The 16,311-nt window shown below is 61.3% G+C and carries 13 protein-coding genes; 6 read left to right on the top strand and 7 right to left on the bottom strand.

The window, feature by feature from the left end; genetic code table 11:
• Positions 1–10 precede the first annotated feature (10 nt).
• The 4 genes from ramB (at position 11) to AB0I57_RS15205 (ending at position 3,439) form a co-directional block, all read left to right on the top strand.
• The gene (gene ramB, locus AB0I57_RS15220; protein ID WP_358336646.1) at positions 11–1,423 is read left to right on the top strand and encodes an acetate metabolism transcriptional regulator RamB; all 1,413 of its coding nucleotides are present in this window, start codon (positions 11–13) and stop codon (positions 1,421–1,423) included.
• Positions 1,424–1,599: 176 nt separating this feature from the next.
• Entirely contained in the window at positions 1,600–2,436 is an 837-nt protein-coding gene (locus AB0I57_RS15215; RefSeq protein WP_358336643.1) for an SDR family NAD(P)-dependent oxidoreductase, read from the top strand.
• The gene (locus tag AB0I57_RS15210; protein ID WP_358336641.1) at positions 2,433–2,975 is read left to right on the top strand and encodes a carboxymuconolactone decarboxylase family protein; all 543 of its coding nucleotides are present in this window, start codon (positions 2,433–2,435) and stop codon (positions 2,973–2,975) included. Before AB0I57_RS15215 ends, AB0I57_RS15210 begins: the two co-directional genes overlap by 4 nt.
• Positions 2,976–3,193: 218 nt before the next feature.
• Positions 3,194–3,439: a hypothetical protein gene (locus AB0I57_RS15205; protein ID WP_358336638.1), complete on the top strand. Its 246-nt coding sequence runs from the start codon at positions 3,194–3,196 to the stop codon at positions 3,437–3,439.
• 60 nt (positions 3,440–3,499) lie between these two features.
• Here AB0I57_RS15205 and lpdA read toward each other — a convergent pair whose 3' ends face one another.
• Positions 3,500–4,903, bottom strand: coding sequence for a dihydrolipoyl dehydrogenase (lpdA, locus tag AB0I57_RS15200; RefSeq protein ID WP_358336635.1), 1,404 nt, complete (start codon positions 4,901–4,903; stop codon positions 3,500–3,502).
• 187 nt (positions 4,904–5,090) lie between these two features.
• On the opposite strand from lpdA, the gene AB0I57_RS15195 reads away from it, so the two are divergent.
• Positions 5,091–7,109, top strand: coding sequence for a prolyl oligopeptidase family serine peptidase (locus AB0I57_RS15195; protein WP_358336632.1), 2,019 nt, complete (start codon positions 5,091–5,093; stop codon positions 7,107–7,109).
• A 15-nt stretch (positions 7,110–7,124) separates the two neighbouring features.
• Here the strand turns inward: AB0I57_RS15195 and AB0I57_RS15190 are convergent, their stop codons facing one another.
• From AB0I57_RS15190 to erm, 6 genes are all read right to left on the bottom strand, one after another.
• Positions 7,125–7,958 (bottom strand): alpha/beta fold hydrolase, encoded by an 834-nt coding sequence (locus AB0I57_RS15190; protein WP_358336630.1) that lies wholly within the window; start codon positions 7,956–7,958, stop codon positions 7,125–7,127.
• A 72-nt stretch (positions 7,959–8,030) separates the two neighbouring features.
• Positions 8,031–9,173 (bottom strand): alpha/beta hydrolase family protein, encoded by a 1,143-nt coding sequence (locus AB0I57_RS15185; protein WP_358336627.1) that lies wholly within the window; start codon positions 9,171–9,173, stop codon positions 8,031–8,033.
• Between the two features lie 288 nt (positions 9,174–9,461).
• Positions 9,462–10,505, bottom strand: a complete 1,044-nt coding sequence (locus tag AB0I57_RS15180; protein ID WP_358336624.1) for an alpha/beta hydrolase family protein — start codon at positions 10,503–10,505, stop codon at positions 9,462–9,464.
• 344 nt (positions 10,506–10,849) lie between these two features.
• On the bottom strand, positions 10,850–11,893 hold the full coding sequence (locus AB0I57_RS15175) for an alpha/beta hydrolase family protein (RefSeq protein ID WP_358336621.1): 1,044 nt from the start codon (positions 11,891–11,893) through the stop codon (positions 10,850–10,852).
• A gap of 313 nt (positions 11,894–12,206) precedes the next feature.
• The gene (locus AB0I57_RS15170) at positions 12,207–13,235 is read right to left on the bottom strand and encodes an alpha/beta hydrolase family protein (protein ID WP_358336618.1); all 1,029 of its coding nucleotides are present in this window, start codon (positions 13,233–13,235) and stop codon (positions 12,207–12,209) included.
• 1,385 nt (positions 13,236–14,620) lie between these two features.
• Entirely contained in the window at positions 14,621–15,442 is an 822-nt protein-coding gene (gene erm / locus AB0I57_RS15165; RefSeq protein WP_358336615.1) for a 23S ribosomal RNA methyltransferase Erm, read from the bottom strand.
• A gap of 282 nt (positions 15,443–15,724) precedes the next feature.
• On the opposite strand from erm, the gene AB0I57_RS15160 reads away from it, so the two are divergent.
• The gene (locus AB0I57_RS15160) at positions 15,725–15,919 is read left to right on the top strand and encodes a PspC domain-containing protein (RefSeq protein ID WP_358336612.1); all 195 of its coding nucleotides are present in this window, start codon (positions 15,725–15,727) and stop codon (positions 15,917–15,919) included.
• Positions 15,920–16,311 lie beyond the last annotated feature (392 nt).

Below are 16,311 nucleotides of genomic sequence, written 5' to 3'. Positions count from 1 at the left end.
CCCTTACCCTATGTCGAAGACCTTCGTCGGCGTCCGCTTACGTCAGCTCCGGACCGAGCGAGGTCTGAGTCAGGCGGCACTCGCGAAGACCCTGGAGATCTCCGCGAGCTATCTCAACCAGATCGAGCACGACGTCCGGCCTCTGACGGTGCCGGTACTGCTGCGGATCAGCGAGGTTTTCGGTGTCGACACCACGTTCTTCTCTTCGCAGGATGACACGCGCTTGATCGCGGAGATGCGCGAGGTGGCCCTCGATCAGGAGATGGGGATCGACGCCGACGCGCAGGAAATCGCCGATATGGTCGCATCACACCCAGGACTGGCGAAGGCGATGGTCAACATGCACCGCCGGTTCCGCAACACCACCGCGCAATTGGCCCAGGCCACCGAAGATCGTTACAGCGACGGCAGCGGCAGCGGTTCGATCACGATGCCGCACGAAGAGGTTCGCGACTACTTCTATCAGCACCAGAACTATCTCCACGAGCTCGACACCGCTGCAGAGGATTTGACCGCCCGGATGCGCTTCCATCGGGGGGACGTCGGTGGCGAGATCGCTCGCAGGCTGCAGACAGTTCACGACGTGCAGATCGTCAAGCGAATCGACCTCGGTGAAAACGTGCTCCACCGGTACGACCCGGAGTCCCGGGTCCTGGAGATCTCACCCCACCTATCGGGTGGGCAACAGGTGTTCAAGTTCGCAACCGAATTGGCGTACCTCGAATACGGCGACCTACTGGACAAATTGGTCGCAGAGGGTGGATTCACCAGTGACGAGTCGCTCGCGCTCGCCCGCCTCGGTCTTGCCAACTATTTCGCAGCGGCGACGGTCCTTCCCTATGGTCAGTTCCACGACGTGGCCGAGGACTTCCGGTACGACATCGAGCGGTTGTCGGCTTTCTATTCGGTGAGCTATGAGACCGTCTGCCACCGACTCTCGACGCTGCAACGCCCGAAGCTACGGGGCGTACCGTTCATGTTCGTCCGCGTCGACCGGGCAGGCAACATGTCGAAACGGCAGTCCGCGACCGGTTTCCACTTTTCGACCAGTGGTGGCACATGCCCGCTGTGGAACGTCTACGAGACATTCGCGTACCCGGGCAAGATCATGACCCAGATCGCGCAGATGCCCGACGGACGTCGGTACCTCTGGGTCGCCAGGACAGTCGAACGTCGCGCTGCCCGCTATGGTCAGGCCGCCAAGATCTTTGCGATCGGACTCGGCTGCGAGATCCGGCACGCCCATCGCCTCGTCTACAGCGACGGTCTCGACCTGGACGACTCCAACCCCGGCACTCCTATCGGTTCGGGCTGCCGGGTTTGCGAACGAATGAACTGCCCTCAACGTGCGTTCCCTCCCCTGGGAAAGCAACTCGAGATAAGCGAGCACCAGAGTTCGGTCTCCCCGTATCTGATCCGCTGACGGGTGCCCTGGCGGCTCGAGAGCCGGCTGAGCAGGCACTTCCCTCGCGCGTACAGCTCGGGCTGCACACGAGCGAGATTATTGCTCCAACTGGGACTGGGATAATTCCCTCGCCTGAGGCCGGCAAGTGCTAGCGTCTGGCTACTGTTCAGTAATACCGGTTGGGATCTTGTCTCATGTCACGCACCCTCGAAGAGAATCTGATCGGGCGCCGCGTCCTGATCACCGGCGCGGCCAGGGGTATCGGCGCCGGACTCGCCAGACGCCTTCACGAGCGGGGAGCACTCGTCGGGCTGCTCGGCATCGAACCCGAACTCCTGGAGCAGACGGCAACCGCTTGCGGACGCGCTCCGTGGCAGTATTGCGACATCCGTGACCGTCAGGCTGTCGAGGATTCGATCGACCGCCTCGCCGATCAGCTCGGTGGCCTCGATACGGTGGTCGCGAACGCGGGTGTCATGCCTCCGCTCGAAATCGTCGGCGGTGATCCCGAAGCGATGCGGCACGCCGTCGACGTAAACGTGATGGGCACGTACCACACGCTGCGAGCCGGAGGGCGCCACATCGGACACCGCGATGGGTACGCGCTCGTCGTGGCTTCATCAACAGCTTTCAGTCCGTTGCGCGGCGTGCACGGTGCCGTTCGAGGCGGCGCTCAGGAACTCGGCGAGGCTCTGAGGGGGGAGTTGAAACCACTCGGCGCCAAGGTAGGCATAGCCCGACTCGGTGAAATCGACACGGACAGAACGCTGATCGAATTCGACGGCACCGCCTCCCCCACCACCCGTCACAGCGCGCAGGCCCGGACGTCCTCAATCACAGCCGCGGTCGATGCGCTCGAACGCGGAATCGCCGGACGCAGAAATCGAATCAACGCGCAGTCCCGAGTGCCCGGCACCGGTTCGGTGCGTATGCTCGCACTTCGGGCCACAGGAATGACCCGGACGATCGGACAACGGTCCCACGCATCTGTTCACGTGAGTGGGCGGAGAGAAAGGGAGCAGTTCGCATGACCGCACGAATTCCGCCGGGACGTCTGAAGGAACTCGGTCCCGTCAACTGGCTGCTGTGGCGAATCATCTCGCTCGGCGTCGGCGCTCCAGACGCTCATCTGTTCAGCACGATGGGTCGCAGCGGCGGCCTGTTTCGCGCATGGCTGCGCTATTCGAGCAAGCTCATGCCGGGCGGGAAAATACCTCGGCGCGAAACCGAACTGATCATTCTTCGCGTAGCCCACCTGCGGGAATGCCAGTACGAAATGGATCACCACGTACGCATCGGACGACGCGCCGGCGTCACGCCCACACAGCTCGAGCAGGTACTCGAAGGCCCCGAGGCCGTGGGATGGGATGCGCGTACGTGCGCGATCCTCACCGCAGTCGATCAACTCGTCACCGACAAGAACCTCGACGATTCAACCTGGTCCGCACTGACGGCATACTTCGACGATCGCCAGATGATCGAATTCTGTGTGCTGGTCACTCAGTACGACGCTCTGGCCACCACCATCGGAACGCTGCGAATCGATCGCGACTTCACCGACCGGGTCTGATCTCGTCGACCAGTGACCGGCTGGCCCAGGCCCGCCGCGTTTTCGCGATTCCTCTGCCCGACTCGTGCGACCCCCCGACTGGCACGGGAGCCTTCCAGTGGCTCGCTGGCAGCAAACTGCCAAGGTACGCACAGCTGGGATACAGCTGAGGCATTCACACTCGAATTCGGTCAAGACAATCCGCGATGGCCAATCCATCTCTGACTGAAGGAGGAACTGTGAAATCACTGCTGTTGAAGACGGTCGCCGTAGGCGGTATCGGGCTAGCGGCCGGAGGTATCAGCGCGGGGGTCGCAACCGCAGCCCCGGCCTACCCGTCTGTACCCAATGTTCACCCTGGGCCCCAGGACCGCGGATTCGAGCAGCTTTACTCGCGGTTCCCACAATTCGAAGGGCCCCTGCGCGACTTCCACCGCCACTTCCCGCAAGTCTCGGTGCCGGAGTCCACATTCGGGTCGTCGTAACGATTCGCCAGATCGTGGTGAGCACCTTGCCGGGCGACCGGCAAGGTGCTCTGCCGACAATCAGAAGTTGATCATGTGCCCGGCGAGACCGTGGATGGCCTCCTGCAGGGCCTCACTGAGCGTCGGGTGCGTATGCACGTTGCGCGCCAGTTCGTTGACGGTGAGGTCCCACTTCTGCGCAAGGGTCAGTTCAGGCAGAAGCTCCGAGACGTCGGGTCCGATGAGGTGCCCGCCGAGGAGTTCACCGTACTTCTTGTCGGCAATCAGCTTGACGAAACCGGTCGGGTCGCCAAGACCGTGCGCCTTTCCGTTGGCCGTGAACGGGAATGAAGCGACCTTCACGTCGTATCCCTCGTCTCGGGCCTGCTGCTCGGTAAGACCGAAGCTGGCCACCTGCGGTTGACAGAATGTGGCCCGCGGCATCATCCGGTAGTCGTCGATCGGCAGCGTCTCCGCACCGGCGATCGTCTCGGCAGCGACGACGCCCTGCGCCTCGGCCACGTGAGCCAACTGCAGTTTCGAGGTCACGTCGCCGATCGCGTAGATGTGCGGCACCGAAGTCTGCATTGTGCTGGTGATGCCGATCGCGCCTATATCGGTGATCTCGACGCCGGTGTTCTCGAGACCGTAACCCTCGACGCGTGGGGCGAACCCGACCGACTGCATCACCTTGTCGACTACGACGGTCTCGATGTTGCCGGACTTGTTGTCCTTGATCGAGACGGTGACCTTGGAGCCGTCGTCGTCGATCGTCTGCACGGCGGCACCGGTCTTGATTGTCACGCCGAGCTTCTTGTACTGCTTCGCGATCTCCTTGGATACGTCCTCGTCCTCGTTGGGCAGCGCACGGTCGAGGAACTCGACGATCGTGACGTCAACGCCGTAGTTCTTCAGGACGTAGCCGAACTCCATTCCGATCGCGCCGGCGCCGACGATGAGGATCGACTCCGGCAAATCACGGGTAAGAATCTGCTCCTCGTAGGTGACCACATTCTCGCTCAATGAGGTCCCCGGAAGGAGCTTCGTGGTGGACCCGGTGGCGATGATCGCGTTGGCGAACGTCACCGTCTCCGTCCCGCCCTTGGACAGCTCGATCGAGATGGTGTTGGCGTCGACGAATGACCCCTCGCCCTCGTACTCGGTGATCTTGTTCTTCTTCATCAAGAAGTGAACGCCCTTGACGCGCCCATCCGCGACTTTGCGGCTGCGATCGTAGGCTGCACCGTAATCGAAGGAGACCTCTCCCGAGATACCGAAAGTCTTGGACTCTTTGGCAAAGAGATGTGCAAGCTCGGCATTGCGGAGAAGTGCCTTGGAAGGGATGCAGCCGACGTTCAGGCACACACCACCCCAATACTTCTGCTCGATGATGGCGGTGCTCAATCCCAGCTGTGCCGCGCGGATAGCAGCGACGTACCCACCCGGGCCGGCTCCGAGGACAACGACGTCATAGTGTGAGGTCACGGTAGTTCAGGGTAGTCCGTTCAGAAACGCCATTTCACTGCGGTCACGCTACCCGCCAGTAGCCCAAACGGCTGCCGCAACGCCGGCGTAGTCGGACCATCGTCGGTGTTTCGTGGAACGTCCGGTTCGGAGCAACGACTCTTACACCGCAAAAACCCTTCGAGGAGTTCCCTGCAAGAATGGCTCCATGACAGATCCATACCTCTGGCTGGAGGATGTTTCCGCGGAACGGTCGCTCGACTGGGTGCGAGAGCGCAACGCCCGCACCCTCGGCGAGTACACCGAGAATGCGGAGTTCTCCGCGCTCGAGAGCCGGATCCGGGACATCCTCGATACCGACAACCGCATTCCGTACGTCGTGATCCGCGGAGAGTACCTCTACAACTTCTGGCGGGACGGCAGGAACAAGCGCGGCATCTGGCGGCGCACGTTGCTCGAGCAGTACCGCACCGACGACCCCGAGTGGGATGTGCTGCTCGACGTCGATGCACTCGCCGAACTAGAGGGCGAGAACTGGGTCTGGGCCGGGGCAACCGTGTTGCGCCCCGCACGGTCGCGCGCACTGCTCTCGTTCTCCCGTGGCGGCGCCGACGCGACTGTGGTGCGTGAGTTCGACTTGGAGAGCCGTGAATTCGTGGTCGGCGATCAAGCATTCAGCCTTCCCGAGGCCAAGACCGACATCAGCTGGATCGACGAGGACACGGTCTATGTAGGGACTGATTTCGGTGAAGGCTCGATGACCGACTCGGGGTACCCGAGGGTCGTCAAACGCTGGCGTCGCGGCACTCCGCTCGCGGAGGCGATCACCGTGTTCGAAGGTTCGCCCACCGATGTGGCGGTCAGCGCAGCATACGATGACACCCCTGAGTACACAAGGCATTTCGTGGTACGTTCGCTCGATTTCTACAACTCGGAGCAGTACCAACTTCTTTCGGACGGCTCATTGCTACGGATCGAGACTCCGAACGACGCCGAAACGTCCGTCTACCGCAACTGGTTGACCATCCGTCCCCGCACAGACTGGGAAGTGGACGGCGTGATTCACCCTGCCGGTTCGCTGCTGGTCACAAACTACCCCGGATTCCTCGCCGGTTCCCGCGAGATCACCCCGCTGTTCACGCCGGACGAGCACACTGCTCTCGAGGGAGGAAGGTGGACCCAGAATCACCTTCTCCTCGTTCAACTCTCGGACGTGCAGACCAAGTTGTCGGTACTCACCCCGAACGACACCGGTTGGGAGGAGAAGCCACTCGACGGGGTACCAGAACTGACAGCAAGTTCGATCATCAGCACCGATCATCGCAATGGTGACAACTTCTTCATCAACTCGAGTGGCTTCACGACGCCGGCAACACTGCTCTACGGCACGGTAGGCGGACCACTCGAACCCGTAAAGCAGGCGCCGTCCTTCTTCGAGGCGGAGGGGATGTTGGTATCGCAGCATTTCGCCGTGTCCGACGACGGGACCGAGGTTCCCTATTTCCTCGTGCGCCGCACAGAAGCGGAGGGGCCGTGCCCCACGATCCTTTACGGCTACGGCGGCTTCGAGAACTCGATGGTGCCCGGGTACAACGGGTCGATGGGATCCTCGTGGCTCGAACGCGGTGGCGCCTACGTAGTGGCCAACATCCGCGGCGGCGGCGAGTACGGCCCGTCGTGGCACACCCAGGCCGTGCGGGAGGGGCGCCACAAGGCATTCGAGGACTTTGCCGCCGTCGCCCGTGACCTCGTCTCCCGTGAAGTCACCACCGTAAAGCAACTCGGTATCCAGGGCGGTAGCAACGGCGGACTCTTGATGGGCGTCATGCTCACCCGGTATCCCACCCTGTTCGGCGCGATCGTGTGCCAGGTGCCGCTTCTCGACATGAAGCGATATCACTTGCTGCTGGCCGGGGCGTCGTGGATGGCCGAATACGGTGACCCGGACGACCCCGAGGACTGGAAATTCATCAGCGAATACTCCCCGTATCAGAACTCGGCCACGTCAGCCGACTACCCACCGATTCTCATCACCACCTCCACCCGAGATGATCGCGTCCACCCCGGTCACGCCCGCAAGATGGCCGCGTTGCTCGAGGAGCAGGGGCACGAAGTCTGGTACTACGAGAACATCGAGGGGGGACACGGCGGCGCTTCGGACAACGCTCAGGCCGCATTCAAGTCGGCCCTCACCTTCAGCTTTCTTTGGAACCAGCTCAACCGCTAGGGTTCGGCAACCCGGTCACGTGCAGTCGTGCACCCAGTCGACGACACGGTCCACCGTGCTCGCGGCGTCCCGGATCCACGCATTGTGTCCGTGTGGCCGGGATTGGTGCCAGAGCGTGACATCGGCGTTCGGGAGTTTGGCGACAAGATTCTTCGCAGAGGATTTCGGCGCGAGATCGTCACCCTCGATGGTCACCGACAGCACCGGCAGTTTCAGCCTGCCGATTCGTTCCTCGTAGTCGATGTCGGCGCTGGTGGGTTCGATTCTGCCCGTGCGGGCAAACCGGGACCAGTCGGAAATCAGAACCCTCGACTGCCTGCCGAACCCGCCGATGTCGAGCCTGTCGCCTGGCCAGAACCCCGCAAGGTTGGCCGTCACCGACATCGCTGCGGCGCTCATCAGAACCCCTGGGGAATGCAATCCGGGAAACCCGCGATGATAGGGCGATCCGGACGCGACGAGGACGAGGCCACCGAGACGTCCGCGTATTCTCGCCGCGTACATCACGCCCAACTGACCACCCATACTGTGGCCCAACAGGAACGGTGTTGCGGCCGGAAACCGTTCCCGCACAACTTCGAAGATCGCGGGGAAGTCGACGGACACCAGCTCGTGATAGCCGTAAGTACTCGCACTGCTCGGCCGCGGGCGACTGTCACCTTGGCCGCGCAGTTCGCCGATCGCCGCATTGAAACCGCGGGACACGAGTTCCTCGGCGAACGGTTCGTAATATCCGGCGGGAATTCCCAGTCCTGGAAACACAACGATGACGGGAGCGTCCTCGGCACTGGGAAACAGGCGTACCGGCGTGGTGGTTCCGTCGGGCATCTGGATCGGTACTGTCTCCACCTGGCCAGACTAGACGCCTCGACCCCTGCGAATCACTGATCCACAGGGGTCGAGGTGACTGGAGCCGGGTGGTTACAGGCCGATTGACTCCGCAATCATCGGCCATGACTTGTGGAGGTCCTTCTCCCAGTACGACCACGAGTGCGTGCCGGTGAGACGGAAGTCGAATGTCGCCGGAATATCCAGCTTCTTCAACTTCCTCTCCAGTGCATGAGTGCACGAGTTGGTCGCGGCCTCGATGACACCGCCGACGATCATCTGGTTGGCCAGGACAGTCGTGTTGCCATTGATGGCCGGGTTGTCGAGGCGATCACCAGCACCGGGCAGACCCGTCCCGGTGCTGACGTAGATGTCGAGTCCGCGCAACTTCTCGGCATTCACATACGGGTCGTTGGCCTCCCATCCCCCTTCGCCGACCGGTCCCCACATGTTCTCGGTGTCGCCGCCTCCACGGCTCTCGACAACAAGGTTGACGTAGGCGCGGCCCGGCCCATTGCTGGTCCTCGCGCAGCCGCTGTATGCCGCGACGCTCTCGTAGAGGTGGGGCGCCGCCTGCGCCAAGCTCAGCACCGACGTACCGGCCATCGAGATGCCTGCAATCGCGTTGACGCCGTTCCCTCCGAACTCGGAATCCACGACCGGGGGAAGCTCCTCGGTCAGGAACGTCGTCCACTTGTGGATACCCAACTCTCCGGAGTTGGTCTTCCACTTGCCGCCATTCAACTCCGGATCGGGCTTTTCCCAGTCCGTGTAGTAGCTGAACGCGCCTTCCATGGGCGAGACCACATTGACGTTCTTGTCCTCGAAGAAGCCGGCCAGATCCGTGTTGACCTGCCACGAGGCCCTGTCCTCGCCGCCGCCCGCACCGTTGAGCAGGTACAGCGTCGGCCTCGGCTCGCTCGTGTCCGCCGGTCTGATCAAATTCAGTTTGATGTCGCGGTCCATCGACGGTGAATACACCCAGATCGTCGACTCACGCCCCTTGACGTTGCTCTCCTTCACCAGATACGAGCCAAGGTCGGGCGTCGCGGTGGCATCATCGGCGGACGCCGTGTCACCGCTGGATGTCACGGTGTCACCAACGGAGGCCGTCGCGTCATCGACCGGTTCGGCGAATGCGGAAGCCTGGACGCCGAAACCGGGCAACATCGCGGCCACGGCAGCAGCAACCGCCAATCGGACCCCGTACCTACCCGCTACAGTGCGGTTGACCATCCTTCACCTTTCATATGTAACTCGTAACCCCCCAGAACGCCGAATCTGGGGTGCACAGTGTCGCATGTGAACCCCAGATTCGGCGAAGCGTAGGCTCTCGGTCTCGCTAGGACCCGGCAAACCACTTGATTATGGCTGTGACGAGTTCCACAACATCCGCGAAGTCCTGCGACGACATATAGATTCCATCTCCCGATTGTCGTGTGGGTTTCGGCCCACGCCCCTCAAATAGCGTTCTCTTTGTACACGAGCATTCGTGATGAAGGGCAAGAATCGGGAAAGTAGTGATTAGAGTCCCATCGACGCCGCGAGCATTGGCCACGACTTGTGCAGGTCTTCCTCCCAGTACGACCACGAGTGTGTGCCGGTGGGACGGAAGTCGAACGTCGCGGGGATCCCCAACTCGTGCAACCTGCCGGCCAGCGCATGAGTGCACTGGTTGGTCGCGGCCTCGATGACGCCGCCGACGATGATCTGGCCCGCCAATGTGCCTATGTTGCCGTCGATTCCAGGTGAGTCGAGACGATCACCGGGGCCCGGCAGACCCGTCCCGCTGCTGACGTAGATGTCGAGTCCGCGCAGCTTCTCCGCGTTCACATACGGGTCATTGGCCGCCCAGCCCGGACCGTCATAGGGTCCCCACATGTTCGTGGGGTCTGCACCGCCGGCGGCCTCGACCACCATCCGCACGTATGCCTTGCCGGGATCGGTGCTCGTCAACGCGCAGCCACTGTAGGCTCCGACGCCCCTGTAGAGATCGGGTGCCGACTGCGCCAGGCTCAGCACCGAGGTACCCGCCATCGAGATGCCGGCAATCGCGTTGATTCCGTTCGTCCCGAGCTGGGCATCGACGATCGGGGGAAGCTCCTTCGTCAGGAACGTCGTCCACATGTTCGTCCCCAACTGCGGATCGGACTGTTCCCAATCCGTGTAGTAACTGAACTTGCCCTTCAAGGGCGAAACCAAATTGACGTTCTTGTCGGCGAAGAAGGTGGGCAGATCCGTGTTGGCCTGCCACGAAGCCGAATCCTCGCCACCGCCGGCGCCACTGAGCAGATACAGCGTGGGCCTCGGCTCACTCGTGTCCGCCGGTTTGATCACCTGCAGAGGAATGACCTGATCCATCGACGCCGAATACACGCGCATCTTCCACTCGCGGTCTTTGACATTCGTCATACTCACCAGATACGAGCCGCTATCAGCGGTTGCGGTGCTTTTGACCGGGTCCGCCGAAGCGAACGTCGAGATGCCGACACTGGGAATCGCCGCCGTCAGCGCGGCCACAAGCGCGAGCCGAACCCCGTACCTACCCGCTACAGTGCGGTTGACCATCCTCCACCTTCCATCTAGGAGCAATTCGTACCGTTCCGGAAAACAAAACTGAGGCCCACAGTCTTGCATGTGAACCTCAGTTTCGCTGTACACGGATCTAGTTCACGGCGTCTACTTCTAGGGACGCTCGCCAGAACCGGCGTCAATGGTGATCAAGGTAAGTTCGAACCACCCTCCGGTTCCCAAAGACCCCAAAGACCCAAAATCCAAATCCGAGCTGTTCATCCGTGCTCCTGACTTTCACTCTCGTGGATGTATCGCGCCCTTGCCGGCGCCTCCCCTTTCTTACCCGACGGGCTGCCGACGTGAGCGCGAATCGAGAACTTTCCGACGGGTTTTCGTGGCTACAGGCCCATCGACGCCGCGAGCATCGGCCACGACTTGTGGAGGTCTTCCACCCAGTACGACCACGAGTGCGTGCCGGTGGGACGGAAGTCGAACGTCGCGGGGATCCCCAACTCGTGCAACCTACCGGCCAGCGCATGGGTGCACTGATTGGTCGCGGCCTCGATGACGCCGCCGACGATGATACGACCCGCCAATGCGCCTATGTCGCCGTCGATTCCAGGTGAGTCGAGACGATCACCGGGGCCCGGCAGACCCGTCCCGCTACTGACGTAGATGCCGAGCCCGCGCAACTTCTCCGCATTCACATACGGGTCATTCGCAACCCAACCCGGACCGTCATAGGGTCCCCACATGTTCGTGGCGTCAGCGCCTCCACGGGACTCGACAACCGTTCGGACATACGTCTGACCGGGTTCGCTGCTCGTCATCGCGCAGCCACTGTATGCCCCGACTCCCCTGTAGAGATCGGGCGCCGCCTGCGCCAGGCTCAACACCGACGTACCCGCCATCGAGATGCCGGCAATCGAGTTGATTCCGTTCGTCCCGAGTTGGGCATCGACGATCGGGGGAAGCTCCTTCGTCAGGAACGTCGTCCACATGTTCGTCCCCAACTTCGGATCGGACTGTTCCCAATCCGTGTAGTAACTGAACTTGCCCTTCAGGGGCGAAACCAAATTGACGTTCTTGTCGGCGAAGAAGCCGGGTACATCCATGTTGGCCTGCCACGAAGCCGAATCCTCGCCGCCGCCCGCCCCACTGAGCAGATACAGCGTGGGCCTCGGCACACTCGCGTCCGCCGGTGTGATCACCTGCAGAGGAATGACCTGATCCATCGATGCCGAATACACGCGCATCATCCACTCGCGGTCTTTCACATTCGTCATACTCACCAGATACGAGCCACTATCAGCGGGCGCGGTGCTTTTGACCGGGTCCGCCGAAGCGAACGTCGAGATGCCGACACTGGGAATCGCCGCCATCAACGCGGCCACAAGCGCCAGCCGAACCCCGTACCTACCCGCTACAGTGCGGTTGACCATCCTCCACCTCCATGTGGGAGCAACTCGTACCGACTCGGAAAACAGAAACTGAGGCCCACATTTCGCATGTGGACCCCAGTTTCGCTGTAACACGGTCTAATTCACCATGGCTGGGTCGTGGGCCGCGCCGGATCCGGCGTCAATGGTGATGATGGCTGGTTCGAACCAGCCGCCGGATTCCAAAGACCCCAAATCCATACCCGTGCTCCTGACTTACGTGGATGCATCGCGCCCTTGCCAGTGCCTCCCCCTTCTTACCTGACCGGCTACGGATGTGACCGTGAATCGAGCACTTTGCGACAAGTTTTCGTGGCTACAGGCCCATCGACGCCGCAAGCATCGGCCACGACTTGTGGAGGTCTTCCTCCCAATACGACCACGAGTGGGTGCCGGTGGGACGAAGATCGAACGTCGCAGGGATCCCCAGTTCGTGCAATCTGCCCGCCAGCGCCTGAGTGCAGTAGTTGGTCGCAGCCTCGATGACACCACCTAGAACGATCTGACCTGCAAGTGTGGATATGTCGCCGTCGATCCCGGGTCCGTCGAGATGGTCGCTCTGACCGGGCAGACCCGTCCCGCTGCTCACGTAGATGTCGAGTCCGCGCAACTTCTCCGCATTCACATACGGGTCGTTGGCTGCCCAACCCGGACCGTCATAAGGTCCCCACATGTTCGTGGCGTCACCGCCTCCACGGGACTCGACAACCGTTCGCACGAATGCTTGGCCGGGAACGGTGCTCGTCAACGCGCAACCACTGTAAGCCCCGACGCTCTCGTAGAGGTCAGGTGCCGACTGCGCCAGGCTCAACACCGACGTACCCGCCATCGAGATGCCGGCAATCGAGTTGACCCCGTTCGTCCCGAGCGCGGAATCGACGATCGGGGGAAGCTCCTGCGTCAGGAACGTCGTCCACTTGTTGACACCCAACTTCGGATCGGGCTGCTCCCAGTCCGTGTAGTAGCTGTATGCGCCTTCCATGGGCGTGACGATATTGACGTTCTTGTCGGCGAAGAACTCGACAGTATCCGTGCTCTCCTGCCACGAAGCCTCGTCCTCGCCGCCGCCCACCCCGTTGAGCAGGTACAGCGTCGGCCTCGGCTCACTCGTATCGGCAGGCGTCATCACCCTCAACGGAATGTCTCGATCCATGGATGCCGAATGCACGGTCATGGTGGACTGCCGATCGTCGATCCTCTCGGTACCCACCAGGTAGGAGCCACCCTCGTCAGCCGGATGTGCGAATGCGGACGCCTGGAGGCCTAAACCGGGCAGCGTCACCGCCACAGCAGCCGCGACCGCCAGTCGAACTCCGTACCTACCCGCTGCAGTGCGGTTTACCATCCTTCACCTTCCCTATGGGCGCAACTCACAAGTCTTCGAGCCAACGTCCCCAGAGCGCCGAAACTGGGGCCCACAGTGTTGCATGTGGACCCCAGTTTCGGTGAAGTTCCGGAATGCTTTGGGACGTCAGGTGTCTACGGACGATTCGAAAGCTGCAATGATGAAGGCCCAGATATCAGCGGCAAACTCACCGGAGCCGGAAAACAAATCAGTGGACATTTGCACTCCTCGTGGTCGTGTGGGTTTGGACCAGCGCCCTCCGTGACGCCCTATTCTTTGTACCCGACCTGCCATGATCTCTTGTGCGCGACGTGCCGTGAAAGTTGACGAGAATCAAAAATATTCCGAATTGTTACATGACATTAGCCATTTGATTGGCTGGTTACTCTCCAATTGCCGCGAACCCGGCTTCACTACCAGGGGATTTACGAGTCCCGTACACCCGACCGATCGGACATGGTCGAACAGCGACAAAAATTACTTCAGGACGATAATTCACGATTTTTCCAAGTCGGCCTCTCGAAAAGGTCCAGTCCGTACGACTAGGAAACCAACTTCATAGGGATCTCAGGTACATCCAGCCCGCCATTGCGCGGTTGGCCTTCCCTCCCGAATCGACTCCCCCACATCGTGTCTGAACGCAGAAACTGGGGTGCCTCTCCTGCGAGGGGACCCCAGTTTCCCAAAACAGTGCGTGACTACTCAGTCCCACCAGCCGCGCCCGATCCTGCTTCGAGCTTGATCAGGATGAGTTTGATAAAGGCACCGGCCGCCCCAGACCCCTCAAACGACTCAAGCGACTCAAGCGACATCTTGAACTCCTGACTCTCGTCGGTTGCTGATAAGCGCCCTCCGTAGCGCCGTTCTCTTTGTACCTGACTTCTCGTCGACGAGAATGCAAATCGGAAAAATATTTCGAGAAGTTACCTTGATACTCGACCATTTGATTAGCTCGTGATCCCCCCCAGGGATACCCCCCTGACCCGACTACCTGCGAATCCACGCATTCCAGCACATGTCACATCAGTCCTCGCGATCAGGAAGCAGAAAGGCATACTCCACGCCATTGATCGGCAGACATTTCTAGTAAAAGAACTAGATACTGTGAAGTAATAAAAGACGCACGCGTTCGCCTACGCTGCCATTTCGGCGTGCCCCGGGACCCTGTGGCGGTCACCACATTCGCGTAGACGCACCGACAGTGGATCGACACCGGACCGGTCAACTGTATGGGGCGATGACGTTGGTGACACCAGCCCGAAGGATGCTCGTGGGCGGGCAGTCTCAAGCAGTAGGCAGTCCGGGTTCGGCGGTAGTCGGGGAGCACATGTCCCCCGCCTGGTAGTGCGAGAGGCATCGACTGCCAGCTGTCGAGCAGACCGGCCTCACCGATTCCGCGGTATCGGTGAGGCCGGCTTCTGGTCGGTTGTCGGAGGGTATCGATCGACGATCAGGAAGAGTTCACACCACTGCTCGGGCGAGAGATCCCGTGGAAGCGGAATGCCACGAAATCGCTGGGCAGCGAGCCACTTCTCGACCGCCGTCTTCGCAGGCGTGGCAACCACTCGGGGCAAGATCTGATGCAAACCGCGGCCCTTGCCGGTGAAAACGGCGCGAACGAATGCGTTGTACCGGCGACGTCCCGCAGGCTCGATGAGAGGAACCTTCCGCCGTGTGATCGTCATGAGCCCCGCATCGACTCCGGGCCGTGGCGTGAACGCCGAGGAGGGCACCCGACCGACCAGGGCGAAGTCGTACCACGGCCACCACTGAGCGGTCATCATCGTCGCGCCACCGACAGCCGCGCGGCGTCGCGCGACTTCCCACTGGACCAGCAGAACCGCCTCTATCCAGTGTTCGGTATGCAGTATCCGCCGTAGCATTGCGGTCGTCTGGTGGAACGGGAGGTTACCCACGATTGTGTGCGGTTTTCGGGGCAGTCGGTAATGCAGGAAGTCGCCGAGCACAATCTTCGTACCCGGGCCGACGCGGCGTTGCAGCGCTTGCGAATGCCGTGAGTCGATCTCGATCGCAGTGATCGGCCGGCGCAAAGTCTGGAGCGGCAAGGTCAACGCGCCATCGCCGGGCCCGATCTCGATGATGGGACCGTCTGTCTTGGACACGAGGCCGACGATCGTGTCGACAGTCTTGCGGTCGGTGAGGAAGTTCTGGCCGAACTCATGGCGGCCGGCATGGTAGGTAGGCATGGAATACAAACTCCGGGCAATGATGGGGTGGCCCGGGCAGCACAAAGACGCCGCCCAGCAACTGACGTGCTGAAAGCGACGGAGCGTATCGAAAGGTCCGCTGTCCGCCGCTAAAGGCGGCGAACCCTGTCCACTGCGATATTCGTATTGCCCACGACCGCACCCTACAACACGGCCGCAACGATGCAGACAACGTCATGGTGACACTCGGCGTCAAATATCGGGGTCAGGATCAGGGATCAGACCGATGCGCACAAGCGCCGAACTGGACAAAGTGCATGCATGACATTCGACAGCAACACTCCCCGCCAGTTCGCTCGGTCCGGCAACCAGAAGATGCTCGGCGGCGTTGCGGAGCACTTCGGCTTGGACGTCAACGTCGTTTGGTCGATCGCCATCATCGCCGCAGTGGTCACGGGTGGCACGGCGGCACTTGTCTACTTGGCAGCGTGGATGTTGATGCCATTCAACCACTGAAGAATTGAGGCAAAGGCGCTGAGACCCACTGTCCCCGCATATAAGCCAAATCTTCGATCGCTTGAACAGGCAGACTGTCGGCGACACGCGGGATGAACAAATACGACTGTGGCCGTGGAGCGAATCCACGGCCACAGTTGAACTCGTACCCTACCTGCTGGTCATACTCACAGGGAACTTGTGAAGATCCCTTGCAGCAGTTGCAGCATGACACTCAACATGGTCGGGTCCACGCTGCCTGGTTCCACGCTATCCATAGTTCCTCCGTTGTCTTGGACGCACTGTGCCTGTCTGTAGATCTGTCCTGGTCGGGCCGAAAGGTCCTTCGATCAGCTGAAGAACTCTGTGAATTCCCCCAAGCTCCCGAAGATGTAAGCGATATCGTCGGCATC

The sequence above is a fragment of the Rhodococcus sp. NPDC049939 genome, assembly GCF_040656415.1.
Lineage (GTDB): Bacteria > Actinomycetota > Actinomycetes > Mycobacteriales > Mycobacteriaceae > Rhodococcus_F.
This window is presented reverse-complemented; position numbering and strand designations above follow the sequence as displayed.